The 25332-nt window shown below is 63.9% G+C and carries 20 protein-coding genes; 10 read left to right on the forward strand and 10 right to left on the reverse strand.

All coding sequences use genetic code 11. The features are described 5' to 3' along the window. Window positions 1-105: 105 nt before the first annotated feature. The 3 genes from tauA to LPA34_RS01580 are packed head-to-tail and all read left to right on the forward strand — an operon-like array spanning window position 106 to window position 2767. Window positions 106-1128, forward strand: coding sequence for a taurine ABC transporter substrate-binding protein (tauA, locus tag LPA34_RS01570; RefSeq protein ID WP_411178747.1), 1023 nt, complete (start codon window positions 106-108; stop codon window positions 1126-1128). Then, window positions 1125-1919 carry a taurine ABC transporter ATP-binding protein gene (locus LPA34_RS01575; RefSeq protein WP_228974207.1) on the forward strand — a complete coding sequence of 265 codons (795 nt, stop codon included), beginning with the start codon at window positions 1125-1127 and terminating at the stop codon, window positions 1917-1919. Before tauA ends, LPA34_RS01575 begins: the two co-directional genes overlap by 4 nt. Beyond that, window positions 1916-2767, forward strand: coding sequence for an ABC transporter permease subunit (locus LPA34_RS01580; RefSeq protein WP_228974208.1), 852 nt, complete (start codon window positions 1916-1918; stop codon window positions 2765-2767). Before LPA34_RS01575 ends, LPA34_RS01580 begins: the two co-directional genes overlap by 4 nt. A gap of 16 nt (window positions 2768-2783) precedes the next feature. Here LPA34_RS01580 and LPA34_RS01585 read toward each other — a convergent pair whose 3' ends face one another. The 4 genes from LPA34_RS01585 to LPA34_RS01600 form a co-directional block, all read right to left on the reverse strand. Then, the gene (locus LPA34_RS01585; RefSeq protein ID WP_228974211.1) at window positions 2784-5024 is read right to left on the reverse strand and encodes a DEAD/DEAH box helicase; all 2241 of its coding nucleotides are present in this window, start codon (window positions 5022-5024) and stop codon (window positions 2784-2786) included. After that, window positions 4996-6294: an ATP-binding protein gene (locus LPA34_RS01590; protein WP_228974701.1), complete on the reverse strand. Its 1299-nt coding sequence runs from the start codon at window positions 6292-6294 to the stop codon at window positions 4996-4998. Before LPA34_RS01590 ends, LPA34_RS01585 begins: the two co-directional genes overlap by 29 nt. A 5-nt stretch (window positions 6295-6299) precedes the next feature. Then, window positions 6300-8564: a tellurite resistance TerB family protein gene (locus LPA34_RS01595; RefSeq protein ID WP_228974214.1), complete on the reverse strand. Its 2265-nt coding sequence runs from the start codon at window positions 8562-8564 to the stop codon at window positions 6300-6302. Window positions 8565-8815: 251 nt separating this feature from the next. Next, a complete protein-coding gene (locus tag LPA34_RS01600; protein WP_228974216.1) occupies window positions 8816-11125 on the reverse strand; it encodes a putative bifunctional diguanylate cyclase/phosphodiesterase in 2310 nt (769 codons plus the stop codon). A gap of 250 nt (window positions 11126-11375) precedes the next feature. On the opposite strand from LPA34_RS01600, the gene LPA34_RS01605 reads away from it, so the two are divergent. Further along, the gene (locus tag LPA34_RS01605) at window positions 11376-12038 is read left to right on the forward strand and encodes a phosphoribosyltransferase (RefSeq protein WP_228974219.1); all 663 of its coding nucleotides are present in this window, start codon (window positions 11376-11378) and stop codon (window positions 12036-12038) included. A gap of 13 nt (window positions 12039-12051) precedes the next feature. On the opposite strand, the gene galU is transcribed toward LPA34_RS01605, so the two are convergent. Both galU and LPA34_RS01615 read right to left on the reverse strand, forming a co-directional pair. Next, window positions 12052-12945: a UTP--glucose-1-phosphate uridylyltransferase GalU gene (gene galU / locus LPA34_RS01610; RefSeq protein ID WP_228974221.1), complete on the reverse strand. Its 894-nt coding sequence runs from the start codon at window positions 12943-12945 to the stop codon at window positions 12052-12054. A 272-nt stretch (window positions 12946-13217) separates the two neighbouring features. After that, entirely contained in the window at window positions 13218-13364 is a 147-nt protein-coding gene (locus LPA34_RS01615) for a hypothetical protein (protein WP_228974224.1), read from the reverse strand. Window positions 13365-13624: 260 nt separating this feature from the next. Between LPA34_RS01615 and LPA34_RS01620 the strand changes: the two genes are divergently transcribed. Beyond that, on the forward strand, window positions 13625-14815 hold the full coding sequence (locus LPA34_RS01620; protein ID WP_228974704.1) for an acyltransferase family protein: 1191 nt from the start codon (window positions 13625-13627) through the stop codon (window positions 14813-14815). An 83-nt stretch (window positions 14816-14898) separates the two neighbouring features. On the opposite strand, the gene LPA34_RS01625 is transcribed toward LPA34_RS01620, so the two are convergent. The 4 genes from LPA34_RS01625 to LPA34_RS01640 form a co-directional block, all read right to left on the reverse strand. Further along, entirely contained in the window at window positions 14899-17412 is a 2514-nt protein-coding gene (locus LPA34_RS01625) for a glycosyltransferase family 4 protein (RefSeq protein WP_228974226.1), read from the reverse strand. Beyond that, complete coding sequence (locus LPA34_RS01630; RefSeq protein ID WP_228974228.1) at window positions 17409-18875, reverse strand: flippase; 1467 nt, start codon at window positions 18873-18875, stop codon at window positions 17409-17411. Before LPA34_RS01630 ends, LPA34_RS01625 begins: the two co-directional genes overlap by 4 nt. Window positions 18876-19035: 160 nt before the next feature. Then, entirely contained in the window at window positions 19036-21222 is a 2187-nt protein-coding gene (locus LPA34_RS01635) for an NHL repeat-containing protein (protein ID WP_458796456.1), read from the reverse strand. A gap of 90 nt (window positions 21223-21312) precedes the next feature. Continuing rightward, window positions 21313-21534, reverse strand: a complete 222-nt coding sequence (locus LPA34_RS01640) for a hypothetical protein (RefSeq protein WP_228974230.1) — start codon at window positions 21532-21534, stop codon at window positions 21313-21315. A gap of 171 nt (window positions 21535-21705) precedes the next feature. On the opposite strand from LPA34_RS01640, the gene LPA34_RS01645 reads away from it, so the two are divergent. The 5 genes from LPA34_RS01645 (at window position 21706) to LPA34_RS01665 (ending at window position 25300) form a co-directional block, all read left to right on the forward strand. After that, complete coding sequence (locus tag LPA34_RS01645) at window positions 21706-22788, forward strand: acyltransferase family protein (protein ID WP_228974232.1); 1083 nt, start codon at window positions 21706-21708, stop codon at window positions 22786-22788. A 35-nt stretch (window positions 22789-22823) separates the two neighbouring features. Then, window positions 22824-23567 (forward strand): SGNH/GDSL hydrolase family protein, encoded by a 744-nt coding sequence (locus LPA34_RS01650; protein WP_411178750.1) that lies wholly within the window; start codon window positions 22824-22826, stop codon window positions 23565-23567. Window positions 23568-23592: 25 nt separating this feature from the next. After that, complete coding sequence (gene gmd, locus LPA34_RS01655; protein WP_228974234.1) at window positions 23593-24636, forward strand: GDP-mannose 4,6-dehydratase; 1044 nt, start codon at window positions 23593-23595, stop codon at window positions 24634-24636. Window positions 24637-24728: 92 nt separating this feature from the next. Further along, window positions 24729-25004 (forward strand): YlcI/YnfO family protein, encoded by a 276-nt coding sequence (locus LPA34_RS01660; protein ID WP_228974236.1) that lies wholly within the window; start codon window positions 24729-24731, stop codon window positions 25002-25004. Then, window positions 25001-25300, forward strand: coding sequence for a type II toxin-antitoxin system RelE/ParE family toxin (locus LPA34_RS01665; RefSeq protein WP_228974237.1), 300 nt, complete (start codon window positions 25001-25003; stop codon window positions 25298-25300). Before LPA34_RS01660 ends, LPA34_RS01665 begins: the two co-directional genes overlap by 4 nt. The last annotated feature ends 32 nt before the right edge of the window (window positions 25301-25332 follow it).

Consider the following 25332-nt stretch of genomic DNA (forward strand, 5'->3'; position numbering starts at 1 on the left):
CAGCGTCATTTGCAATGCAGGAATGGTTCGAACTGTGTGGTCGATGGATTGCTTATAGTTGGACACCTAACCATTAACCCTATCGATCAAGGACCGGGGTCCACGATGAAACCACTGCTCTCCTCGCTGCGAATGACCGCTGCCGGCATCGCTCTCTTCGCCATGGCGGCCGGCATTACGCACGCCGAATCGCGCGAAGTCGTGATCGGCTATCAGGACATGGTCGTCCCATGGCGATACGCGCAGGTCAGCGGCGCAGTCGAAAAAGCGACGGGCTACAAGGTAACCTACCGTAAGCTCGCGGGCGGTGCCGACGTGATCCGCGCACTGGCGTCGGGCTCGATCCAGCTCGGCGAGGCGGGCTCCAGTCCGATCGCGGCGGGACTGTCGCAAGGCGTGGACGTGTCGCTCTTCTGGATTCTCGACAACATCAACGACGCGGAAGCATTGGTGGCAAGAAACGGCTCGGGCGTGACGAAACTGACCGAGCTCAAGGGCAAGAAGATTGGCTTGCCGTTCGTCTCGACTTCTCACTTCCACGCCCTCGTCGCCCTGCAGGATGCCGGCGTGGATCCGTCGACCGTGAAGATCCTCAACCTGCGCCCGCCCGAAGTGGCGGCGGCGTGGGAGCGCGGCGACATCGACGCAACCTACATCTGGGACCCGGTTCTCGCCAAGGTGAAGAAGAACGGCAAGGTGCTGATCACGTCGGGAGAAGTGGCGCGGGAATCGGGCAAGGCGACCTTCGACGGTTTCGTGGTGAACCGCAAGTTCGCGCAGGATAACCGCGCGTTTCTCGTCGGTCTCGTGAAGGTGCTGGCGGACACGGACGCCCAGTACCGCGATCACAAATCAGCGTGGGTGGCAGGGTCGAAGGAAGTCGAAGGCGTGGCGAAGGAATCGGGCTCGAATGCCGCCGACGTACCCGCGAGCCTCGCGCTCTACGCGTTCCCGACGCTCACTGAACAGACTTCGCCCACGTGGCTTGGCGGTGGCGCGCAGAGCGGCGCCGCGAAGTCTCTGGCGGCGACGGCGGCATTCCTCAAGTCGCAGGGCACGATCCAGAACGTGCTGCCTGACTACTCGGCGGGTGTCGACCCCCGCTTCGTGCAGCAAGCGTCGAAATGAGCACACTTGAGATCCGCGGCCTTGGCGTGACCTACGAGGGCGCCTCGACGGCCGCACTCGAAGGCGTCGATCTGCGGATCGAGAGCGGCGAGTTCGTGGTCGCGCTGGGCGCTTCGGGATGCGGCAAGACAACACTGCTGAACTGTCTGGCAGGCTTCATCGATCCGACGACGGGTGTCGCCCGGCTGAACGGCGAACCAATCACGGGCCCCGGCGCGGAACGCGGTGTCGTGTTCCAGAAATACGCGCTGATGCCATGGCTCGACGTGCTCGACAACGTCGCGCTCGGGCTGCGCTTCCAGGGTGTCGGCCGCACCCGCCGGCGCGAGATCGCACGTGAAATGCTGGCGCTCGTCGGCCTCGACAATCACGCCGATGCGCGCGTGTACGCCCTTTCCGGCGGCATGCAGCAGCGTGTGGGCATCGCCCGCGCGCTTGCCAGCGATCCGCTCGTGCTGCTGATGGACGAGCCAATGGGCGCACTCGATGCACTCACCCGCGAATCGATGCAGGAACTCGTGCTCGATGTCTGGGGCCGCACCCGCAAGACCATTTTCTTCATCACGCATAGCGTTGAAGAAGCGTTGTTTCTCGCCACGCGACTGGTGCTGATTACGCCCGGCCCCGGCCGGATCGCGCAGAGTCATTCATTGCCCTTCGCGCGCCAGTTTCTCGCGTCGCGCGATGCCCGCGCGGTGAAATCGTCGCCTGAGTTCATCCAGTGGCGCGAGCGCCTCGTGCGGCATCTGCACGGCCAACCGCACGCAGTAAGCGAAACGGCACTGTCATGAGTTCGATCGATTCGTTGCCGTCGTCTCCCGCCGTCACGCGCACGGCCGGACGTCGCAAGCCCCGGCGCGGTCTGCCGGGAGAAGGTCCAACGGCCGCGCTGAGCGTCGCATCCGTCGTCGTCATCGCGCTGTCATGGTGGGCCGCGACGTCGTTTCGCTGGGTTCCGCCGCTCTTTCTGCCCTCGCCGCTGGCAGTGTGGTCCGCATTCGTCGACGCGTGGAACGGGCGCATCCAGGGCGGCCTGCCGCTTTCCCAGCACCTGATGTGGAGCGCCATCCGCGTGTTCGGCGCATTTGCGCTCGCGAGCCTGACGGCGGTTCCGATCGGCATCCTGATGGGCGTGAGCCGGATTGCGAGGGGCCTGCTCGATCCGCCGCTCGAGTTCTATCGGCCGTTGCCGCCGCTCGCCTATTTACCGCTGGTCGTCATCTGGTTCGGCATCGATGAAACCGCGAAGCTGATCGTGATCTATCTCGCGTGCTTCGCACCCATCGCGATGGCCGCGCGTGCCGGCGTTCGCAGCGCGACGGCCGAGCAGGTCAACGCCGCGTATTCACTCGGCGGCAGCTTCGCTCAGGTCGTCCGGCACGTGGTACTGCCAGCAGCGTTGCCGGAAATCCTGACAGGCTTGCGGATCGCCGTCGGCTTCGGCTGGACGACGCTGGTCGCCGCCGAAATGGTCGCAGCGACAGCCGGGCTCGGTCAGATGGTGCTCAACGCCTCGAGCTTCCTGCGCACCGATGTCGTCGTGATGGGCATCGTGCTGATCGGCCTGATCGCATGGACCTTCGACCTCGGCATGCGCGCGCTCGAGCGGCGTCTGGTACCGTGGCGCGGGAAAGCATGAAAGAGACGCCCGTAACCTAAGCCGACTCCGCAACCGCGAGCCGCCGCGCCTCGGCCACGGCGCCCGCCAGATCGAGTCGCAGCGACGCATATGCGGCCCGTTTCACGTCGTCAGGCAGCGTCCAGTCCCACTTTTCGTTATCGACGTTCTGGATCGTCTGCAACGCGGCGGTCGTTTCGGACACCGTCATCGCCGCGATCCGCTGCAATACGTCGCGCACCGCGCCGGTTCCCGAAGCGCGGACACTGACCGCCGGCCCCTGGTTCCACGCATCGAGACCCTGCGCGCGAAGCAGCACGACGAGCGCATCGTTCAGCCAGTCGCCGGACCACGTCGCCAGCATCACGCTGCTGCCCGCGACGAAAATCGATTGCGTCGCGAGATTCGACGCAACGAAATAACGCCGCGCCTCGTCGAGCAGCATCTGCGCTCTGGCGTCCAGAAATGCGACCGGCTCCGTTTCCGCGAGCACGCGGTACATTTCGCGCCGCACTTCGTCGTGAACCCGCGCTCCCGCGCCGTCGAAAACGGGCGGCGCACCGCCGCGGTCCGGATGCACGAAGACGGTCTTCTTTTCCGCGTCGACGTCCTGTACCCGCCAGCGCTGTCCGGCAAAGATGATGCTCTGCCCAGGCGTCAACGGATGCGAAACCGGCAGCGAACCCAGCCGCCGGTTGCCGGCCACCACGCTGAATTCGTCGTCGCTGGAAAACGATGCGTAGAACGCGTAGTGATTCACGAGCCGCTCGCCCGCGACGCCATGCAGCAGCAAGCCGCCCTGCTCCTGCACGATCAGATCCCTGCTGCCGAGACTGCGCAGGATCGCCGCGAACGTGGGCTTGTCGATCGTATCGAACGGCCCGTTCACGACGAGCGTCTGCCACAGGTCGAACGCCGTGGCGCCGCCGCGCTCCGCGATGATCGACAGGATCTGCTGCACCAGTGTCGACGGATGCAGGCCACCCGCGCGCGGCGGTTCGAACCAGCGCTTCAAAAGCAGCCGCACCATCGCGATCGATTGCACAAGACCTTCGCGCAGCCGGTCCGACAGATCGGAGTTGTCGCGCAGTTCCGCCTCGATGCAGTAGCAGCGCAGAATCGCCGCTTCGCCCTTGCGGCGTCCCGAGCGTCCGAGACGCTGGCGCAAGCTCGCCACCGATGGCGGCGGTCCGATCTGCGCGACACTTTTCACGGCACCGATGTCGATGCCCAGTTCGAGCGTCGTCGTGCACACCGCGCTCGCGGGCCGGTCGCCGGCCTTGAGCGCCCGCTCGGTTTCCTCGCGCAGTTCCTTCGAAAGACTGCCGTGATGCGGCCAGAATTCATTCGGATAGCCGTCGCGCTCGCACGCGCGACGCAGCAGGCTCGCGTAGTTTTCCACCAGCCGGCGGCTGTTCGGAAAGATCAGGTTGTTCGAGCCGCGCAGCGCGCGATAGATCTGGTTCGCGACTTCAAGCGTGCTGCCGGGCACATCGTCTTCGAGCGCGGGACGCTCGCCGGGCGCGAGATCGAAGTCGAGCCGCGCGCCGGTTTCGACGAAGCCCTTGATCAGCACTTTCAGTTCCTGCCCCGCGCTGCCGGACTCGATGATCTCGACGGGCTTTTCCGCCCGCGCGCGCAGAAAGCGCGCGGCGAGCCGCATGTCGCCGAGCGTCGCCGAGAGCCCCACGCGCGGCACGGCCCGGCCGCACACGTGATCGACGCGCGCCATCAGCGACTGCAACTGCATGCCGCGCTCGGCGCCGATGAACGCATGCAGTTCATCGACGACCACATACCGCAGCGTGCTGAAAATCGTCGCGAGCGAAGCGCCCCGATTGACGAACAACGCTTCGAGCGATTCCGGCGTGATCAGCAGCACGCCCGCGGAATGCTTCAGGAAGCGCTGCTTGCGCCCCGCGGACACGTCGCCATGCCAGCCCGTCACGGGAACGTCGAGCGACTCGCACAACCGCTCCAGACGCGACCACTGATCGTTGATCAACGCCTTCAGCGGACTTATGTACAGCACCGAGCCAACGCAACGCGCATCGCGCAGCAGGTTCGACAGGATCGGCAGAAACGCCGCCTCGGTCTTGCCGGCGGCCGTCGCGGCCGCGATGATGACGTCGCGGTCCGCATCGATCAGCGCGGGCACCGCGCGCTCCTGCGCGTCGCGCAGTTCCGCCCAGCCTTCGCGCCAGATCCAGCGGCGGACCCGTTCGTCGAGCAGGTCGAAACTGCGTGAATCAGTCGAGCCGGAAACGGGTGAGCTCATCGTCGCTGTCCGTTGCGATGTCCGCTGCGCCACCGGTGTCGCGCTCGACTTCGAGGCCGCCGATCAGCTGACGCCAGTCCACAGCGGGATTCTGTTCCAGTACGGCAAGCAGATTGATGAACGCGGTGATCGTGGTGCGCGGCGTGCGGAAATACGCTTCGCCAAGGCGCGCGGCGGCATGCGCCATGAAAGCCTGGATCGCCTCGACAGGCAGCAGTGCCCTGCCCGCGTCGCCAGATGCATGGACGATGCGGATCTTGTCGAGCAGCACGTAAAAATCCTCGGGCGTGAGGCTCGCGAGACGGATCACCGGGCCGCTATAGTCGACGAGCCCGTTCGTCGCGAACGTATTTTCCGCAAGCCGCGACTGCAGCGCCGGATAGCTGTAGAGACCACGCCGTGTATCGAGCAGGAATTCAGGCGTGCCGCCCAATACGAAACCGAGCCCCGCCGCGGAACCCTGCAACGAGTCGTTGAGAATGCGCAGAATCTGTTCGTAGTTGGCGTTTCGCGCCTGCACGTTCGCGAGCTTGTAGAGGTTGACCAGTTCGTCGAGGCATACCATCAGCCCGCTATAACCGGCCATCCGCACGAAGCGGCCGAGCAGCTTGAGCTGGTCGTACATGCTGGCATCGTCGACGATGGTGCGCACGCCGAGCGCATTGCGTGCATCGGTGCGCGTCGAGAATTCGCCGCGCAGCCAGCGCACCGCATCGCTTTTCAACTGCTCGTTGCCCTCCTCGAAACCCCGGCAGTACGCCGCGATCACGTCTGCGAAATCGTAGCCGTTGACCATCTCCGTCAGTTGCGCGAGTTGCGCGCGAATCACGGCTTCGCTCGTGCGGCCGGTCGCTTTTGCTTCGGTCTTCGCCTGCCCGATAAATTTCTCGACGACGCCTGCCAGCGCCCCGCCTTCGGGCTTCGTGCGGGTCGCCATGTTCTTGACGAGTTCCGCGTAGAGCGAGCGCGCCTGTCCGCCGGACGCATGCAGGCGCCGGTCCGGATTCAGATCGGCATGGACGGTGACGAGCTTTTTCTCCAGCGCGATCGCGCGAACCAGGTTCAGAAAAAACGTCTTGCCCGCGCCGTATTCGCCGACGACGATGCGAAAGCTCGAGCCGCCGTCGGCGACCCGTTCCACGTCCTGCAACAGCGCTTCGAGTTCACGCGCGCGGCCCACCTGAATCAGATGCTGTCCGGCGCGCGGCACGACGCCGGCACGCAGCGACTGCAGGACCGCATCGCGGTCTCTCGGGCGAATCGTTGGAATCGTTGTCATGCTGCCAGCCTTTGTGCCAGATCCTGATTGATTTCCACGGGGTCGTCCCCGTCCGTGAGCGGCTCGTCCCAGTGATCGAGCGACGCCTCGTTGACCTGTTCGATCGCGCCGTCGAGCATCAGCTCGAGGTCCGCCGCGGCATCGGCGAGTTCGGCACGCGTCCACGACGGACGTGACACCAGAAGTCGCAGGAACGTCGAATGCGCATCGTCGAGGCCGAGCAACGCGTCTGGCGCTGGCACGACCTCTTCCGGCTCTTCCAGATCTTCCGGCGCGACGGATTCCCGCGCATTCGACGCCTCCTCGAGCGGCACCGCCGGCTGCTCCTCGACGAACACGTCCGCGAGAATCGCCGACACGCGCGCGGTTTCCTGCTGAAGCGCCGCGATCCGCGTCGTATCGAGCACCAATCCCGCGCCTGCTGAACGTGCTTCCGGCGCGGCATCTTTCGATGCCCGCTCCCCTGGCTTCACCGCGACTGACGCACGGCGCGCGCCGGGAGCGCGAGCGCCACCCGGACCCGACACGGCACTCGCGCCCTGATGCAGATCGATATAGAGGCGCTGCGGGTCGAGATCAAGCATGCGGTAGATCTTTTCCAGCAGTTTCACTTCCTCGCGCGAGACCGTGCCATCCGCGTTCGCGGTTTGTACGAGGAAACACGCAATCGCCTTTTTGACCCCGGCGGGCAGCGGTTCGAGCTTCTTCTTCAAACCCGCGCTGGATGCCGCCTGTGCAAGCTGCACGAGATTTCTCGCCTTCAGGCGTGTCTGCTGCAGCGGTTCGAGATGCGACCATGCGTCGATTTCCCGCTCGATCAGCGCGATTTCCGCCGCCGATGCAGTGCCGTCCGCGGTCGCCACCGCAGCAGCGAGATCGACCATCAAGGTCGCGACGACATACGCATCGTCGGTATGCGCGAGCGCGGCGGTTGCGGGCGCGGCGAACAGCGCGACGGCATCGTCGGGTTTCGGTGTGCGTGCGCCAAGCCGCACGTCCGGTTCGACCGCGATACCCGCCTGCGACAGCGCGGCGTTGAACGACGCCATCCTGTCGCGCGTGAGCGTGCCCATCGCCTTGAAGCGCGCGAAGAGCGCGCCGAACGTGATCACCGTCGTCGTGTCCGCCACCTCGCTGGCGAGCGCGCTAATGGCATCGCGCGTCGCATCGGGCCACACCTCCGGCGGCAACATCAGCGTGGCTTCGAGCGAGCCATATGCATCGGGATTGCGGGCCAGATAACGACTGAACGCACCGAGCGCGTCGGCGGATTCGTTCATCAGCAGTTGCAGCCGGTTGCGCGGCCCGGTGACCGCGGCGACGTCCGGCAGCCCGAGCAGAAATCCCGGCAGCGGCACGTTCTGAAGCGCCTTGAACGCGGGCTGCGGCAACACGTTGAGCCGCGTACGGTTCACAGGCACCAGCATGCCCTCGTGAAAACGCTCGCGATACCTGCGCATGAATACCCGGTCGAATTCGTCCGGACAGCGCGCCACGGCCGCGCGACGGATCATCATCGGATCGAGCTTGACCCATGCGAGCGCCCAGCCGGCCGGCACCGGATGGCGGTCGAGCGCCGCCTGGCCGAACGCCACCCGCACGTTCAGCGGCACCTGATAACCGGTCGCCGAGCCGTTCGGCGGCTTCTGGTCGTAGACCTTGCCGGTTCGCGCGGCCATCAGGTCGATGAAATCGAGCAGATTGCGCACGTGCCGCTGCCATGAATAGTCGGCATCGAGGTTGAGCATCCGCTGCAATTCACGCGTCATCTCGCCGTATTCGGCTTCGCTGACCTTGCCCGCGGCGCCGTCGATGAGCACGCGCCGCTCGAAGCCGAACAGATGCAGGAACAGGTAGCGGGTATGGATATCCGGTTTCCGGCGGGGCGACGCGAGCCATTCGATGTACGTGCGCCGCTCTTCCCCCGACAGGGTCGCGTAGCCAGGCGGAACGATGCCGATGTCCGCGGCGGGATCGGCCGCCTCCTGCGCGACCTGGGCGCCGGTATCGATAACACACGCATCGACCGGACCCGGGCGGCCCCGGCGAAAATCGCCGACGTAGAAGAAGCCGCGCCCGATCGGCAGGTCTTCGATGTCGACCGTTTCGCCCGGCATGACCCAGCGCGTGGACGATGCCGGCACCGACGCACCCGCAGGGGGCTTGATCCGGTAGCTGCCGGCATTGTCGGGACCGTTGTCGCCTGAAACCGGAACGGTGACCAGCGGCTCATCGCCTTGGGAGCCGGAAGGATTTGTCATGGAATAACGGGCTAGCGAGCCTTGTGCGAAGTGAATGCAGACGCAGCATGGGCGCGGGCGGCCCTCGCCCCCTTTTCCTGCTTGCCATGCCTGATGCGCTTCGGCCGGTGTCCGCACATCGCGGACTGGCCTGGGGTTAGCCATTGATTATATTACGGGTTCCAGAGCGGCGAAGGACGCGCGCGAAGCCACATCCTTCGCCCGATACCACGGTCAATAGCAAGGCCCGCGCCCGGCCCGGCATCCCCGGTTCAGCGCGCCACCTGCACACCCGGCACATCGTACGGGGCGAGCAGATGCCGGGCATAAGCGCACGCCTCGACGGGCCGGCTGAAGAGATAACCCTGCTGCTTGTCGCAACCGATGGCGCGCAGAAAGGCCGCCTGCTCCGCCGTTTCGACGCCTTCGGCGGTCACGTTCATTCCCAGCGAATGCGCCATCGCCACGACGGCCTGCGTGATCGCCACGGAATCGCGATGATCCGGCAGGCCGGCCACGAACGAGCGGTCCACCTTCAGGTTGTGCAGCGGAAACCGCTTCAGATACGACAGCGACGAATAGCCGGTGCCGAAGTCGTCGACGGAAATCCGCACGCCCATGCCGGTCAGCGCCACCAGCATCGGCAGCACGGCTTCGCTGTCGTGCATCAGAACGCCTTCGGTAATTTCAAGTTCCAGCGCGGCGGGATCGAGCCGCGTGCGCGAGAGGCAGGCGGCGATGCGCTCGACCAGCCCGTCATTGAACTGGCGCGGCGACAGGTTCACCGCGATCACGAGATCGGGGGCAATTGTGCGACGCCATTCGGCGGCCTGCTCGCAGGCGCGTTCGAGCACCCAGTGGCCGATCGCGACGATGAGGCGGGTATCTTCGGCAACCGGGATGAACTCCGCCGGCGACACCTGCCCCAGCGTTTCGTGGTGCCAGCGCAGCAGCGCCTCCGCGCCGATCGTGCGGCCGCAGCCGCTGTCGATCACCGGCTGGTAGACGAGGCTCAGCTCGCCCGCGGCCAGCGCGCGCCGCAACGACTGTTCAATCGTGAAGCGCCGTTGCAGACGCTGGTTCAACTCGGCGGTAAAGAACTGGAAGTTGTTCCGGCCGCGCTGTTTCGCGTGATACATCGCGGAATCGGCGTGACGCATCAGCATCGTCGCGTCCTGCCCGTCGTCGGGCGACACGCTGATGCCAATCGAGACGCCGAGGTAATACTCGTTGTCGGCGACCTCGAACGGCACGGCGATCGTATCGAGCACCTGACGCGCGAGCGAAGCGATATCCTCGACGTCGCGATAGCCGCTCACGACGATCACGAACTCGTCGCCGCCCACCCGCGCGAGCGTGTCCGCTTCGCCCACGCAGCGCGCGAGCCGTTCGGCGACGCTGCGCAGGAGCACATCGCCCGCGTCGTGTCCGGCGGTGTCGTTGACCTTCTTGAAACCGTCGAGATCGACGAACAGCACGGCGATCCGTTCGGGGGGCGTGCTGCCGTCGGTGGGCTCGAACAGTTCACGCATCCGGTCGCCAAGGTACGCGCGGTTGTAGAGGCCCGTCAGCGAATCGCGTGTTGCAAGCTGCCGAAGCTGCTGCTGGGCCTCGCGCACGGGGCCGATATCGTTGAACGAGATGAGGACCGAACTCGCTTCGGTTTCACCCGGCTTGATGATCGGCACGACGTTTTCGGTGATCCACACCATCTCGCCGTCAGCCAGCACGAGGCCCATGGTGATTCCAGGCAGCGGCTTGCCGCTTGCGAGCACACGGCGGGTTGGCTGTTCGTGCGGGGCAATGAGCGAGCCGTCTTCCCGCACGGCGTGCCTGAGCACGCTATAGATACTGTCGCCCACGAGACTCGTCTTCGCGTGCAGCATGCGCCGGGCGCTCGGATTGCACGCCAGCACGATGCCTTCCGGCGACTGCACGACGATGCCTTCGTTCAGGTGATCGATCACCAGCCGGTGATGTTCCTCGCTTTGCGCGAGGCGTCGCGCGATGGTGTCCTGATGGACCGCGAGCCCGACGCTGCGGCCGATGTCGCGCATGATCGCTTCTTCTTCGCTGCCCGGCCGGCGCGGTGCGCGGTAATACACGGCGAACGCGCCGAGCACGGCGCCCGCTTCGTCCTGCAATGGAATCGACCAGCATGCGCGCAGCCCGACCGGCAGCGCGAGATGCTTGAAGTCCGCCCAGAGCGGATCGGTCTCGATGTCTTCGACGACCACCATGCGCCGCTCGAACATCGCCGTACCGCAAGAGCCGCGACTGGGTCCGATCTCAAGTCCATCGAGCGCCGCGCTGTAATGCGCGGGCAAGGATGGCGCGGCCCCCACCCGCACGCGGCAGCCGTCTTCCTCGAGCAGCAGGATCGTGCACGACGCGCCGACACCCAGCAGCGCCTCGGCGCGCCGGCATACCTCGACAAGCAGCTCGGGCAGGGGCGTATTACGCGTGATAAGCCGTAATACACTCTGTTCGGACGCGAGCACTTCCTCAGCCAGACTCGACCGGTAGCGTGCGCTCTCCGGCTCTGCGTCAATGGCGAACCCTGCGGTCTCTTGACGAATCATAGTTGCGCTCCCTAACCCGACATCGGCAGTTCCAGAGCCAGAGCGTACTGGGGTTTACGCTAAAAATTGCGAAAAGAAGCGTGGGATCGTCCACAGGATCGACAATACACGAAGCCGGCCCACTGCTGGCATGGCCAATATTCAGCAGGCACCCGGTAATGTCCAGGCCTGCGTTTCGAAGTCTGGCGGGGCCTGCCGCGGCGTCATGTGGCGCGGCAGGCCTGGTGCGTCAATCGTGAGGAGGGCGATCATGGAGCATCGTTTTGCCGATCGCGCGGAGGCCGGCCGCGTGCTCGCGCACCAGTTGAACGTCTATGCCGGCCGGGGCGACGTCCTGGTACTGGGTTTGCCGCGCGGCGGCGTGCCCGTCGCGTTCGAAGTGGCAAAAGCACTGGGCGTGCCGCTCGACGTGCTGATGGTCCGCAAACTGGGCGTGCCGGTGCAGCCGGAACTCGCCATGGGCGCGATTGCGTCCGGCGGCGCGCTGTACGTCGACCGTCAGTTGCAGGACGAAACAGGCGTGACGGAGGCGGAATTCGCGCGCGTGCTGATGCAGGAGCGCGCCGAACTGGCGCGGCGCGAAGCGCTCTACCGCGGCGCGCGGCCCGCTCTGCCGGTTAGCGGGCGGACGGTGATCGTAGTGGATGACGGCATGGCCACGGGCGCGACGCTCAAGGTCGCCGCACAGGCGCTGCGCGCGAACGCGCCGGCGGCCATCGTCGCGGCGTTGCCGGTGGCGCCCGCGGATGGGGCACACCGGCTCGGGGATAGCGTCGATGCACTGGTCTGCGCGATGAAGCCACACGTCTTCTTCAGCGTGGGCCAGTTTTACGCGGACTTCAGCGAAACCGCCGACGACGAAGTCCGCGACCTGCTCGCCCGCTCACATCGCGACGCAGGCTGGAACGCCTGACGGCGCGATCGATTCAGGCGGCCTGCGCGGTAAGCGCGAGCGGCAGATAGTTCTGCAGATACTCTTCGAAATCCGCTTTCACTTCGGGATGGCGTAGCGCGAATTCGACGGTCGCCTTCAGATAGCCGAGCTTGCTGCCGCAATCGAAACGCGTGCCGAAATAGCGGTACGCGAGCACCTGCTCTTCCGTCAGCAGCGACTGCAACGCATCGGTCAGCTGCAACTCGCCGCCCGCGCCCGGTTGCAGCGCGCGGATGTGATCGAAGATCGTCGGCATCAGCACGTAACGGCCCACGACACCCAGGTTCGACGGCGCCTTTTCAGGCGATGGCTTCTCCACGATCCCCGACAGCTTGATGACATCCTCTTCCCACTCGCGGCCGTCGACCACGCCATACGAGCGGCTCTCCTCGCGCGCAATGGTTTCAACGCCCACCACCGAGCTGTGATAGTGGTTGAAGACGTTGACCAGCTGTTTCATGACGGGCTCGCTGCTGTGCAGCAGATCGTCCGCGAGCATCACGGCGAACGGGCTGTCGCCCACGAGCTTTTCCGCGCACAGCACGGCGTGACCGAGACCGAGTGCCGTCGCCTGGCGAACGTAGAAACAGTCGACGTTCGCGGGCTTGATGCCGCGCACGAGATCGAGCAGTTCTTCCTTGCCGCGTGCTTCGAGCTCGGCTTCGATTTCATATGACTTGTCGAAGTGATCTTCAATGGCGCGCTTGCTGCGGCCCGTGACGAAGATCATTTCCGTGATACCGGCCTCGATCGCTTCTTCTACCGCGTACTGGATCAAGGGCTTGTCGACTACCGGCAGCATTTCCTTCGGGCTCGCCTTGGTGGCGGGCAGAAAGCGCGTGCCGAGGCCCGCCACGGGAAACACGGCTTTAGTGACTTTCAGCATGATTGTGTTCTCACATCTGTAGATGACGATGCGTCCCGCCCGACTCCGGCGACTCCGCGTTCCCTGAAAAGACTAGCGGAAAATAAATCATCCGGATAATCGAAATAACTATTAAATCTCGATATGCATAATCAATCAGATGGAGTTGTCATATTATGAAATTCAGACGGAAACAGTTACACGTCAGTTAAACAGGAGGCGGAAGGATTTTCCGGATTTCGAGGCGACACACGGTGCCTGGCGGATAAATCGCGCGTGGTCCGTTTTCTGAATTACTCGTTCTCGTCCATTGGCGGCAACTTGTTGCCCTGGTTCATCCTGAACCGGCTGATTGGCTCGTTCCTCAATGCCTCGCGGTACGCGGAAATCGCGACGAGGACCAGCAATACGGCGATACCTGCCAGCAGATGCATGTTCATGGCGCTACTCCCTGATTCCAGCAATCCAGCCTTCAAACTAGCATGAAAAAACGGATAAATAATTCGCCATCCCGGATGCCGTTATTTTCCTTTCAGATTGTCATCGGCATGCCTTTTAATTACTTTTGAAAGAAGATTTTTTATTCATTTATTCATTACCGTCTCGCATTACGATACTCAGGCGGCCGCGTGCGTCCATGACGGTCCGCCATCGCCGCATCGGCGCCAGCGTTTGCGAACGCATGAACCAGGGATTCCGTATGAGCGACCCGGCATTGCATGCCTCCGGCACATCGCTGCCATTCACCTCCGCTTCACGCACTCACACACGCGCCGAAAACGTCGGCAAGGAGCACGTTATCGACGCGATGCGGGGCTTCGCCGCCCTGCTCGTGGCCTACTTCCACTGCCGTCAGGTCACGTGGGTCGGCATGGAAGCGTTTCACCGCACCGCCGGCAAGGTGCTCGATCTCAACACGATCGTCGCGTACCTGACGCTTCCGGTTGCATGGGGCTCGGCAGGGGTGCCGATTTTCTTTGTCATCAGCGGCTACTGCATTCATCGCGGCGGGGCGCTACGACTGGCTGCGAACCCGTCATACAAGCTCGATGCGGTGAACTTCTGGGCACGCCGTTTCGCGCGCATCTATCCGGTGCTGCTGGCGGCGCTCCTGCTCACGTTCGCACTCGATTCGATCAGCTACCAGTTGCCCCCTGTGAGCCACAAGCTGAAAGACATCGGCCTGCCGGTGTTCCTCGTGAATCTCTTCTCCCTGCAGGGTGTCGCGGGCCGAACCTATGGCTCGAACGGCGCGCTCTGGACGCTCTCGCTCGAAGTCCAGTTCTACGCCGTCTATCCGCTGCTGTTCGCATTGCGCCGACGGCTCGGCATGTCGTGGGTCGTCGCGATCGTCGCGGCGCTCAACGTCGTGTCGGCGTTCGTGCTGGAGCGCCACGACATGCAGTTTTTCACCTCGTACTGGCTCTCGTGGACGCTCGGTGCCTGGATCGCCGAAGCGAAAGCACATGCGGGCACCCGTGCAGGCTCACGTTCGCGGTGGCTTTATGCCGGCGCGGCGGCGTTCACCCTCGCCGGCATCGTTGGGTTTCACTTCGGGCAATACGCAGCGTTCCAGCTGTGGGCCGCCGGTTTCGCGTGCTATCTGCTGAAGGCGCTCGATCGTCCCGAGTCGAACGCCCCGCGTTTTCCGCTGCTGTCGCGCCTCGGCGATTTCAGTTTTTCGCTCTATGTCGTCCACCTGCCGCTGTTCGTGTTGCTGTCGGCGCTGGTGCTTCATTCGTCGCTACAGGTCGCGATCTGGCCTTCGTTCGCGTTCCTGCTGCTCGCCATTCCGTTCGCGTGGGTGTTTTACCGTCTGGTCGAACTGCCCGCGATGAAGTGGTCGGCAAGTCTCAAGCCCAAGGTAAAAACGGCGCATGCCCGGACCTGAGCAGACGCCGCTTTCCTGTTGTTTCCCTGTTCCGTACCCGGCCGCTGATGCGGCCGGTTTCACAGCAACAGTAACGCCGCGCTCTACGCGACGGCTGCTTTCTTCAGCTTCCTGCCGTTGGCCGCCTGTCCTGCCACGTTCTTCAGAATGCGCTCGACGCCCGCGACATAGTTCGCCGTACCAAAGCGCTGCACTGCCGTGCGATGACCGTTCGCGACGATCCGTTCGCGCAGCGCAACGTCCGTCTGAAGGTTCGCGAGCGTTCTGGCAAGCGCGCCTGCATCGCCCGGTTCGCACAGCAATCCGTCCACGCCATCTTCGACGATTTCAAGCACGCCGCCCGCGCGCGCGGCAACCACCGGACGCAGCGCGAGCATGCCTTCGACGATCACGCGTCCAAACGGCTCCGGCGTGATCGACGTATGCGCGACGACATCCACCGCGCACATGCAGGCCGCGACATCGTGCTGGAATCCGAGAAAATGCACACGTTCGGCAAGGCCGTTCGCTTCGACGAACGCATGCAGGCCGGCTTCGTATTCATCGTCTTCGCCGAAGAGCGCCGCGCCGACGAACACCGCATGCATGCGCGGATCGTGCACCATCGCTTCGAGCAGGACGTGCTGGCCCTTCCAGTGTGCGAGGCGGCTGAACGAGCCGACCAGAAACGCGTCCTGCGGCAATCCCAGCTGCGTGCGCAAGGTACGTTGCGGCACACCGCGCAACGCGTCGAACGGCGCCGCGGAAATGCCGTTGAACACAACGTCGATCCGTTTCCTGTCGAAGCCGGTCAGCCCGGAAAACGCCCGCGCTGAAGCCTCCGAATTCGCGATCACATGCGCAAGCCCGAATTTCGCGCACCACTTGATGATCGCCAGCTGCTTGCGGCCAAAGTGCTGCGCGCTGACGATATCGCGCAGATGCCAGACCACTGGCCTGCGCGCAAGTTTGCCGGCCATCGCGCCAATCACCATCGCGCGCTGCGTGTTCGCGTAGATCACGTCGGCGTCACGCGCGCATGCCGTCAGGGCACGCACGAGCGAGGCAAGACCCATCAGCGCCGAAGCCTTCGGCAGCTTGCCGCCCTGCTTGCGCACGTGGCGCAGCGCACCGGCGTCGAGCACGTCTACCGCGACGCCGGCTTCGTCGAGTGCGGTGCGAAACGGACCATCGTCGAAAAGCGCGACCTGGATGCGCGCGCGCAGCGTCTTGACGACTTCGAGCAGCGACAGCTCGGCGCCGCCCAGCACGCCGCTCTGATCGATCGCGAGCACGCCGATGCTGCCGGCCTTGAGCGCACTGTCCGAAGGCGGCGCGCAATTGAACGGCGGCAGCGTCGCATGGCGCAGCGCCGGGACTTTCTCCCTGACGTGCTCGAAGAAACGCTCACGGAACAGGGTCGCCGAAAACTGCTCCGCGTTCGCGCGGCAATCCGCAGGCGAAAAACGTCCGATGTTGTCGTCGAACTGCTCGACGGCCGCGATGATCGACGCGGTGGTCTGTTCGTCGAAGAACATGCCCGTGGGCCGCGCGTCATACAGGTCGCGCACCGTTTCGAGCGCACCGCCCTTGCCGTAGGCGATGACCGGCGTGCCGCAGGCCTGCGCCTCGACCACCGAGATGCCGAAGTCCTCCTCGGCGGCAAACACGAACGCCTTCGCGCGACGCATCTGGTCGTGCAGCACGGCGAACGGCTGGTAACCCATGATCTCGATGTTCGGCGTTGCCTTCGCGCGGATCTTCTGCATGTCGGGACCGTCGCCGATCACGACGAGACGTCGCGCGGGCATCTTTGCGAATGCCTCGACGATCAGGTCGATCTTCTTGTACGGCACCATCCGCGAAGCGGTCAGATAAAAATCTTCCTTGTGCTCGCTGACGAGAAACGCGTCGACGTCGACAGGCGGAAAGATGACTTGCGCATCGCGCTGATAGACCTTCCTGATACGCCGCGCGATAAACGCCGAATTGGCGACGAATTCGTCCACCGAATTCGACGTGCGGACATCCCAGTTGCGTATGTAGTGAAGAATCAGCCGTGCGAGGGCGGAACGCGGACCGCTGATCAGGTTCGACTGCTTCAGGTATTGATGCTGCAGATCCCACGCATAGCGGATCGGCGAATGCACGTAGCTGATATGAACCTGATCCGGGCCCGTCAGCACACCCTTCGCGACAGCGTGGCTGCTGGAAATCACGACGTCGTAGGCGGACACGTCGAGCTGCTCGATCGCAAGCGGCATCAACGGCAGCATCGCGCGGTACTTCGTGCGCGCGAGCGGCAGATTCTGGATAAACGACGTGGTCACCGGCTTGTCGCGGATGAACGAGCGGTCGTCGAGAAAGTCGACGAGGCTGAACAGGTCCGCATCCGGAAAGCACGCGATGATCTGTTCGAGCACGCGCTCGGCGCCCGCGTAGGTGACGAGCCAGTCATGCACGATCGCGACGCGAACGGGCTTGCCCGGGCGCGGCGGGCGGCGCGCCGGCAGTTGCAGTTGCAGTTCCAGGCGCGGCGCAGGCAGCAGCGCGCCGGGCGCGGCAGGTACGTCAGGGTTCGCGCGCAGGACGGGTTCGTCGAGAACGTCTTGGTTCATGCGCTTTTCCTCGGGTTCAGTCGCAGCAGCAGCGAGCGGGCAAGCCCGCGCACTGCTGGCGTCATCGTGAGAGACCAGCCGGTATTCGCGAGCACGATGAGCGCGCCCGCCGCGAGTGCTGTCGCGAAGCTCGACAGGAAACCAGCGATATACAGGCTGCCCAGCAGAAAGACGAGATGCGGCAACATGTCGAGCCAGATGGGCCGGGCGCGGATCGCCGAGAGCCACAACAGCACCGCGTAATCGAAGAGCGAGCGTGAGGCCACGATCACCGCCGCACCGGTCAGGCCGAAATGCGCGATGCCGAACCACAGGCCGCCTGCGAAGAGCGGCAGTTCGACGAGCGCGACCCTGGCTGCCGCGGCAGGGTTGACCTGCGACTGGATCAATACGCGCGTGACGTTCGCCTGCCCGATGAGCCATACACTCAACACGAGAATGCGGCCTACAGGTGCCGCTTCGCGTGCAAGTTCAGCGCCCACCCACAGGTGCAGAAACGGTTCAAGCCCGAAGATCGCGACGATCGCAACGGGGGTGAATACCGCGTTGAGAAATTCGAGTGCCTGTTGCGCGAGCACGTCCGCGTGATCGCGGCGTACGGCGGACAGGCGGGGAAACAGCGTACGCACCACCGCCGTCGAAACGATGTTGAGCCGGTAGACCAGGTTTTGCGGCACCGTGTAGTACGTGACGAAGCGCGCGCCCATTGCTGTCCCGAGCATCATGCGGTCGAGCGAATCGGAGACCATGTTCGTCATGCTCGTCACGAGCATCCAGCCACCGAAGTTGAAGAGGCCCCTGGCGACCTTGAGTTGCGGCGGCTGGATGCGGCGGATGCCGAGCACCTTGAGCGTCGAGTACCCTAGCAGCACCGCGGCCAGAAGCCGCGCGACCACCGCCGCGGCCAGCACGCTTTGCAGGTTCGGTGCGACGAACCACGCAGCGGCAAGCGGCAGCAGCTGGAACAGGAAGGTGCCGATTGTCTGGTTCGTGTTGTAGATGCCAAAGCGTTCCGCCCCGTTGATCGAGCCGGCAAATACCCACGAGACGTTCGCAATCGGAATCGCGACGGCGAGCCACGGCAGCGCCATATACACCTCGTGCTGCAACGCCGGCGACACGCGCGTGAAATACGCGGTGTAGATGAACGCGCCGAAGTAGATCACGAGGCCGCCGATGATGCCGGTGCCGAGATTGAGCCAGAACGCGCTCCAGAACACCCGCGCGCATTCTGCATCGTCGTTCGAGGCGCGCGCCTTCGAGATGTGATTCTGCGCGGCCATGCTCATGCCGAGATCGAGAACCCCGAAGTAGCCGATCAGCGTCCACACGAGACTGATCACGCCGTAGCGTTCCACGCCCAGCGCCCTGATGTAGGCAGGCACTGTCACGAGCGAAACGAAAGTCGGCAGCACCAGTCCGCAAAAATTGATCGCTACGTTCTTGAGGATGCCTTTTTCCATCAAATGCCTTTGAGTCAGTATTGCGTCCGCCGCTCGCGCGCCGGGAGATGTTTCGAGTAGAGCACGTAAAAAATGACCGCTGACGTTGTTGAACGCCCGGAAAATAATCCGCTCGAAGGCGACGAAAATGCCCTGATCAAGGCCTTAAAACACTTTTGTGTCAGGCGGGCTTCCAGCGATACATCAACACCTTGCCGCGCGCGTCTTCCTCGACGAAGATCAGGTATTCGCCATCGCCGCGCCTGAATGCGCTGATGCCGTTCGGCACGTCGACCCAGCCCGATGCGCGGCCCACTTCCGGACCAGGCCGGAAAATACCCACTTCGCGACCGGAGTCCCTGTCGTACACGTGAACGGTCCCGACGGGTTCGACAGCGAAGATGTACTGGCCTTCAACCGTGAAGCCCATGATCGTCGAAACCGGCTTCGCCTTCGTTTCCCATGGCAGCGTGATGGCGTAGCGTTGCACCGGCTTGCCCGACGACCACCTGTCGTAACGCACCAGCATGCGGCCCGCTTCCTTCCAGAACGCGCGGTCCACGCCGAGATCCGCCGTATAGCCCGACGCGTACATTGTGTCGGTGGCCGCGTCATACACGGCGCGGCGTAATTCCGTGAACGGCGCGGGCACCGGGTACGTCGTCATGTTCGACCACGCGTAGATCGGGTTGCCCTTCGCGTCCAGCCCGCCGAAATGCAGGCGGAAAATGCCCTTCGTGTCGCGCGCGCGCCAGATGTCGCCGGCTGAATCGACCCACCAGCCCCACCCGCCCGGCAGTTTCGCGCCGGTGTTGTCCGGCGAGAACTCGTTCGCATCGAAACGGCCATTACCGTTCGTATCGCGCCAGATCCAGTCGCCGCCCGGCGGCGCATTCGGCACGTGTTCAACGGCCTTCGGCCTGCCGGCGATGAATCCCGAAGGAATCGCCGTCTCGCCATCGTGCGCCGCGTCGAAGCGATAGATCTTGAGGTGATCCGCGTACATGTCCGTGAGAAACAGGAACGTATGCCCCTTCAGCCTGCGCGCGATCGGCAGACCCGGCCACTCGGCCACGGTAAACACCGGGTCTTCCGGATACCTGAAGCGGTTCGACAGAAAGCCCACGTATTTCCAGTCCTGACCGGCCGGCTTCGACAGATCGAGTTCGAACCGTTTGTTGCCGGTGTAGACGCTGTCGGGCCGCGACGGATCCATCCACGCGCCATCGACGAACAGCAGCCCCTGCAACTGCCATAGCTGGCGCCCATCCGGCGCGTAGCTCTCGAGCGTCGCACCCAGATTCGCCGCGATCACCTTGCGTATTGGGCCGACACCATTGCACGACACGTACACGTTGCCGCGCGCATCGACGCCTACGCCCGTCAGGCCATTGAAGCGCTGCGGCCCCGGTCTGCCGGAGGCGCCGGAAAAAATGCCGCCACGTTCGCCAAGCGTGCCGCTCGCCGTATAGCGGCCATTCGTGCGGCTGAAAAACAGCACCTGCTGACGCGGACCGTTGTCGGCTATCAGTACGCGACCCTGGCCGTCGACCGCGACGTCCGCGACCACCGTATCGTCCGGCAGCGGCAACGTGTCGTTCAGACGCTGCCCATCGGCCGTGTAATGCAGCACGCGCCGCGTACGGTCGCCAGGCGGGCCGCTCAATACCCAGAGCGTCCCGTCCGGCGCGACGGCAATCCGGCCCGGTTCCGGCACGCTCCACGTCGTTTTCCGCAACATCGATTCGGCGTCGTAGACCTCGATGCGGTCACGCGCGGTGTTCGACACGTAGAGCGTGGTGTCGGTCGCGGCGAGCCCGTCGATCTCCGCCTTCTGGTCGGACGGCACTTCGTTCACCATCAGAAAGCTGGCCGCGAGCCGTGCGCGCGGATCGAGCGCGAGCGATACGTTGGCGCCGCTGTGAAACGGTGCGCTGCGTTTCGGGTCGGCGATCTCGCGGCGCGACACGCCGTACCACTGCTTGCCCTTCTCCGGCCACACGCCGGGCGAAACCAGATGGCCGCGCTCATTGCCGACCGAGACCGCCAGAAACTCGTACTTGTGATTGATCGCGACGGCCGTGCCGCCCAGGTTGCCCCAGCCGTGCGTGTCGCCCGCGACACCGAGCACCTTGCCGTTCTGATAGATGCTCGCCTCGGCACCGCTCTCGTCCCAGATCGCGTTGGTGTACACCTTGCCATCGGGCGAAACCGCGATCGCGGCGATGTCGATCTGCATCCACGTGCCGTTGCCGAAACCGAACGTGTTGCCGATCCACGACGTCTTCACGTTCAGCACGTTTTCGGCATGCAGCGGGCACGATGCCAGCGACACCCAGAACAGCAGCGCGCACAGACGCTTTGTCACAAGACTGGCAGACAGCGAACGCGGCAATACAGATCCTCCGGTCAGGGGCCGTTCACGGCGCGGATCGCGCGCGATCGAAGCAGGTCGTTTTCACCGGTTCACCTTACCCGGGAAATCCGGGCCGATGAAAATCGAAAATAATTCAAAAATATTCAGGGAATATTCGCTGATATCCGTTCTGGTTGATTTTCGCGCGCGAATCAGGTCACGTAATCGGCATGCAAGGCGATCCGTCATAAAACGGCCGTTTTTTCCGCAAGATCGCGCGCCTTCATGTGCGCGCCAGCCCGCATCCAGTGAGTGGATCCGCATGAAAAGCGCATCTCCGGCCTGTTTGATTACATTCTGATTCCATTGTTTCGGTTTATCAGTTTTGTATTCGTTTTTTCATCAGTTTATTTTCCCTAGAATGAATGGCACTTCCCGTTGCACACAGGGTGTCTTCGTGCGTGCGGCTTACAACGCGCCCTTTCCGGATGGTTCATGACAGCAAGCGTACAGTCCGCCTCGCCCTCCCATTCCCGTCGCATCCCCCAGCTCGACGGACTGCGTGCCGTCGCGGTTCTTGCCGTGTTTGCCCAGCATGCGCTCAGGGCGCCGTTATGGATGGGCGTCGACCTGTTTTTCGTGCTGAGCGGCTTTCTGATCACCGGCATCCTGCTGGAACGCAAGGCGCGCCAGCAGTCGTATTTCAGCTATTTCTACTCGCGACGGATTCGCCGCATCCTGCCGCCTTATCTGCTGCTGATGCTCGTTTCTTCGCTCGTGTTCGGGCTCGGCTGGGCGCAGCACTGGCAGTGGTATGCATTTTTCGCGACGAACATCGGCGACGCGCTCGGACAAAGCGGCCACGACAGCCTGAACGTGCTGTGGTCGCTCGCCGTCGAGGAGCAGTTTTACATCGTGTGGCCGTTCGCGGTCCTGCTGCTGTCGCAGCGCGCGCTGGCGATCCTCGCCGCCGCCCTGATCGTGCTCGTGCCGCTGTTGCGCGCCGTCGCGACGCCGTGGTTCGACACGTTCTGGCCGATCTACTACCTCACGCCGTTCCGCATGGATCTGCTGTCGGCGGGCGCGCTGCTCGCGGTGGCGGTGCGGCGCGATCGCAATGCGCTCGAACGTTTCCGGCTGCCCGCCGTGTTCGCGCTCTTTGCGGCGCTGGCCGTGCTCGCCGCGCTGCATCTGCATTTCCCGCGCTTTCGCGCGGAGAACACGCCGCTTTCGAACGCCTGCCTTTACAGCATATCGCTCGTGCTGTGCACATCGGCGCTGGTGATCGCGTTGCAGTCGAGGGGTATCGTCAGGCAGGTCCTGTCGCATCCGGTGCTCGTCTATATCGGCACGGTCAGCTATACGATTTACCTGATTCATCTGACCGTGCTTTACATGCTGTGGCCGCTTGAACTGAATCGTTATGTCACCGCCGCGCTTGCGCTCACCATCACGCTGGCCTATGCCACGCTCACGTGGTTTGCGTTCGAACGGCGTCTGATTGCCGGGTCGGGCGCGGGTCGTGCGGGCACGCGAACGGTATCCGCCCAGAGCGGTTCCGCCGGATCGCGGACCTGAGCACGCGCCGCGCTCAACTTCGACATCGAACCACCATGAGCCCAGCCGCCGCGTCACTGTCCGCCACTGTCCGTGCCCTGATCGTCGCCGCGCTCGCGATGTGGGCCTGTGTGCGGCCGGCCAGCGCCGCGCAGCAGGACGTGCTGATCGAGGCGTACGGCGATTCGACAACGCTCGGCATCTCGTGCAGCGACGGCCATTGCGGCCCCCAGGCGCAGAACGCCGTCACGTATCTGCAGGACGCGTTGCAGGCTGCGCACGGCCGGCGCGTCTCGGTCGTCAACCATGGCGTTGGCAGCACGACCGCATCGCAGTTGCGCGACGGCACGGAGCGCGGCCGCGGCACGCCGTGGAAAACGCGGCTCGCGGCCTCGCGCGCGCGGATCGTGACGATCAACTACGGGATCAACGAAGTCATGCAGGGCCAGACGCCCGAGCAGTTTCATGCAGCGGAAAGCGATCTCGTCGCGACCGCGCGAGCGCTCGGCAAGGAGGTCGTGCTGGAAACGTCGAATCCGATGCCCGACGGCCATCTGAACGCGAAACTCGCGGCGATGGCCTCGATGACGCGTCGTGTCGCCGCCGAGCAGCACGTGCCGCTCGTCGACCAGTTTGCGTACATCAGCGCGCTGCCCGACTGGAAATCGATGATGTCCGATGGCGCGCATCCGAAACCCGCGCTTTACCGGATCAAGGCGGGACAGGATTTCAACGTGCTCGACCCGCTGGTGCGACAGATGCTCGACAGCGGCAATGCCGTTCACGCCTCTTATCAATGAATCTCACTACCCTGAAGGATCATCCATGAGCACTCCACGCAAGGCGATCATCACGGGCGTGTCCGGACAGGACGGCGCCTATCTGACGAGACTGCTGCTCAACAAGGGCTATCGCGTTACCGGCACCTACCGCCGCACGAGTTCCGTCAACTTCTGGCGCATGGAAGAACTCGGTGTGCTCGACCATCCGAACCTGTCGCTTGTCGAACACGACCTGACGGACCTCGGTTCGACGATGCGTCTGCTCATCGCCGCGCAGGCCGACGAGGTGTACAACCTCGCCGCGCAGAGCTTCGTGGGCGTGTCGTTCGACCAGCCCATCACGACCGCTGAAGTGACGGGTGTCGGCGCGTTGAACCTGCTCGAAGGCATCCGCATCGTGAATCCGAAAACGCGGTTTTACCAGGCGTCGACGTCGGAAATGTTCGGCAAGGTACAGGCCGTCCCGCAACGCGAGGACACGCCGTTCTATCCACGCAGCCCGTACGGCGTCGCGAAACTGTTCGCGCACTGGTCGACGATCAACTATCGCGAGTCGTATGGACTCTTTGCGAGCAGCGGCATTCTGTTCAATCACGAATCGCCACTGCGTGGCCGCGAATTCGTCACGCGCAAGATCACGGATGCCGTCGCGAAGATCAGGCTCGGCAAGCAGGACGCGCTCGAACTCGGCAACATGGACGCGAAACGCGACTGGGGTTTCGCGCTCGAATACGTCGAAGGCATGTGGCGCATGCTGCAGGCCGACGAGCCGGATACGTTCGTGCTGGCCACGAACCGTACCGAAACCGTGCGCAACTTCGTGCGCATGGCGTTCGCGGCGGCGGGCTACCAGCTCGAGTGGTCCGGCAAGGCCGAGCAGGAAACCGGCATCGACGTCGCGACCGGCAAGACGCTCGTGCGAGTGAACCCGAAGTTCTACCGGCCGGCCGAAGTCGATCTGCTGATCGGTTGCGCGGACAAGGCTCGTGAAAAACTGGGCTGGAAACCCGAAACCACGCTCGAACAGCTGTGCCAGATGATGGTGGCCGCTGATCTCGCGCGCAATGAACATCACCAGACGTTCTAACGCGGCGTCGCGTTCCGGATGCCGCTGCGTTGCATTTGCGTCTCAACGGCGTACAATCTTCGCATCGCAATTGCAACGCACGGAGTGAGCCCATGAAAACCGCCACCATCCCTTCCCTGCGGGTGGATCCGAGGCTGCGTGAAGCGGCCGAAAGCGTGTTGCTCGAGGGGGAAAGCCTGTCGTCGTTTGCAGAAGAATCGCTGCGTGCCAATGTCGCTCGCCGTCAGATGCAAAAGGAATTCATTGCACGCGGGCTGGCTGCAAGGGACGAGGCGCGCCGAACGGGCGAGTACTTCGACGCAGACGAAGTGCATGCCGGGCTTGAGGACATGCTGGCTGCCGCGAAGGTGCGCGAGGGCAACCGTTGAGTTATCGCGTGCGCTATACCAGTGCCGCGCGCGCTGATTTGCGGCGACTGTACGGCCTCATGCTCGAACATGACATGGCTTCGGCCGGGCGGGCCATTGAAGTCATCCGCAAGAGCACTGAAGTCCTCAGCGCGTTTCCCTTCTCCTGTCGCAAGGCCGATCCTGCCAATCCGTTCCTGCGGGAGCTGATCGTAAGCTTTGGGAGCGCTGGATATGTCGCCTTGTTCGAGATCGAGGACGACACCACGGTGACGATTCTCGCTATACGGCATCAACGCGAAGAGGACTATCACTAGCTAAACGACAAAGCCTGACGCATGGCCAGGCT

This window comes from Paraburkholderia gardini (assembly GCF_907164575.1).
Taxonomy (GTDB): Bacteria; Pseudomonadota; Gammaproteobacteria; order Burkholderiales; family Burkholderiaceae; genus Paraburkholderia; species Paraburkholderia gardini.

Coding starts and splice junctions, on each gene's coding strand:
- LPA34_RS01620 (WP_228974704.1), top strand. CDS start 13,625: ATGAGCGACCCGGCATTGCATGCCTCCGGCACATCGCTGCCATTCACC.
- LPA34_RS01600 (WP_228974216.1), bottom strand. CDS start 11,125: ATGATTCGTCAAGAGACCGCAGGGTTCGCCATTGACGCAGAGCCGGAG.
- LPA34_RS01630 (WP_228974228.1), bottom strand. CDS start 18,875: ATGGAAAAAGGCATCCTCAAGAACGTAGCGATCAATTTTTGCGGACTG.
- gmd (WP_228974234.1), top strand. CDS start 23,593: ATGAGCACTCCACGCAAGGCGATCATCACGGGCGTGTCCGGACAGGAC.
- tauA (WP_411178747.1), top strand. CDS start 106: ATGAAACCACTGCTCTCCTCGCTGCGAATGACCGCTGCCGGCATCGCT.
- galU (WP_228974221.1), bottom strand. CDS start 12,945: ATGCTGAAAGTCACTAAAGCCGTGTTTCCCGTGGCGGGCCTCGGCACG.
- LPA34_RS01615 (WP_228974224.1), bottom strand. CDS start 13,364: ATGAACATGCATCTGCTGGCAGGTATCGCCGTATTGCTGGTCCTCGTC.
- LPA34_RS01595 (WP_228974214.1), bottom strand. CDS start 8,564: ATGACAAATCCTTCCGGCTCCCAAGGCGATGAGCCGCTGGTCACCGTT.
- LPA34_RS01580 (WP_228974208.1), top strand. CDS start 1,916: ATGAGTTCGATCGATTCGTTGCCGTCGTCTCCCGCCGTCACGCGCACG.
- LPA34_RS01605 (WP_228974219.1), top strand. CDS start 11,376: ATGGAGCATCGTTTTGCCGATCGCGCGGAGGCCGGCCGCGTGCTCGCG.
- LPA34_RS01660 (WP_228974236.1), top strand. CDS start 24,729: ATGAAAACCGCCACCATCCCTTCCCTGCGGGTGGATCCGAGGCTGCGT.
- LPA34_RS01585 (WP_228974211.1), bottom strand. CDS start 5,024: ATGAGCTCACCCGTTTCCGGCTCGACTGATTCACGCAGTTTCGACCTG.
- LPA34_RS01645 (WP_228974232.1), top strand. CDS start 21,706: ATGACAGCAAGCGTACAGTCCGCCTCGCCCTCCCATTCCCGTCGCATC.
- LPA34_RS01640 (WP_228974230.1), bottom strand. CDS start 21,534: ATGCGGATCCACTCACTGGATGCGGGCTGGCGCGCACATGAAGGCGCG.
- LPA34_RS01625 (WP_228974226.1), bottom strand. CDS start 17,412: ATGAACCAAGACGTTCTCGACGAACCCGTCCTGCGCGCGAACCCTGAC.
- LPA34_RS01575 (WP_228974207.1), top strand. CDS start 1,125: ATGAGCACACTTGAGATCCGCGGCCTTGGCGTGACCTACGAGGGCGCC.
- LPA34_RS01650 (WP_411178750.1), top strand. CDS start 22,824: ATGAGCCCAGCCGCCGCGTCACTGTCCGCCACTGTCCGTGCCCTGATC.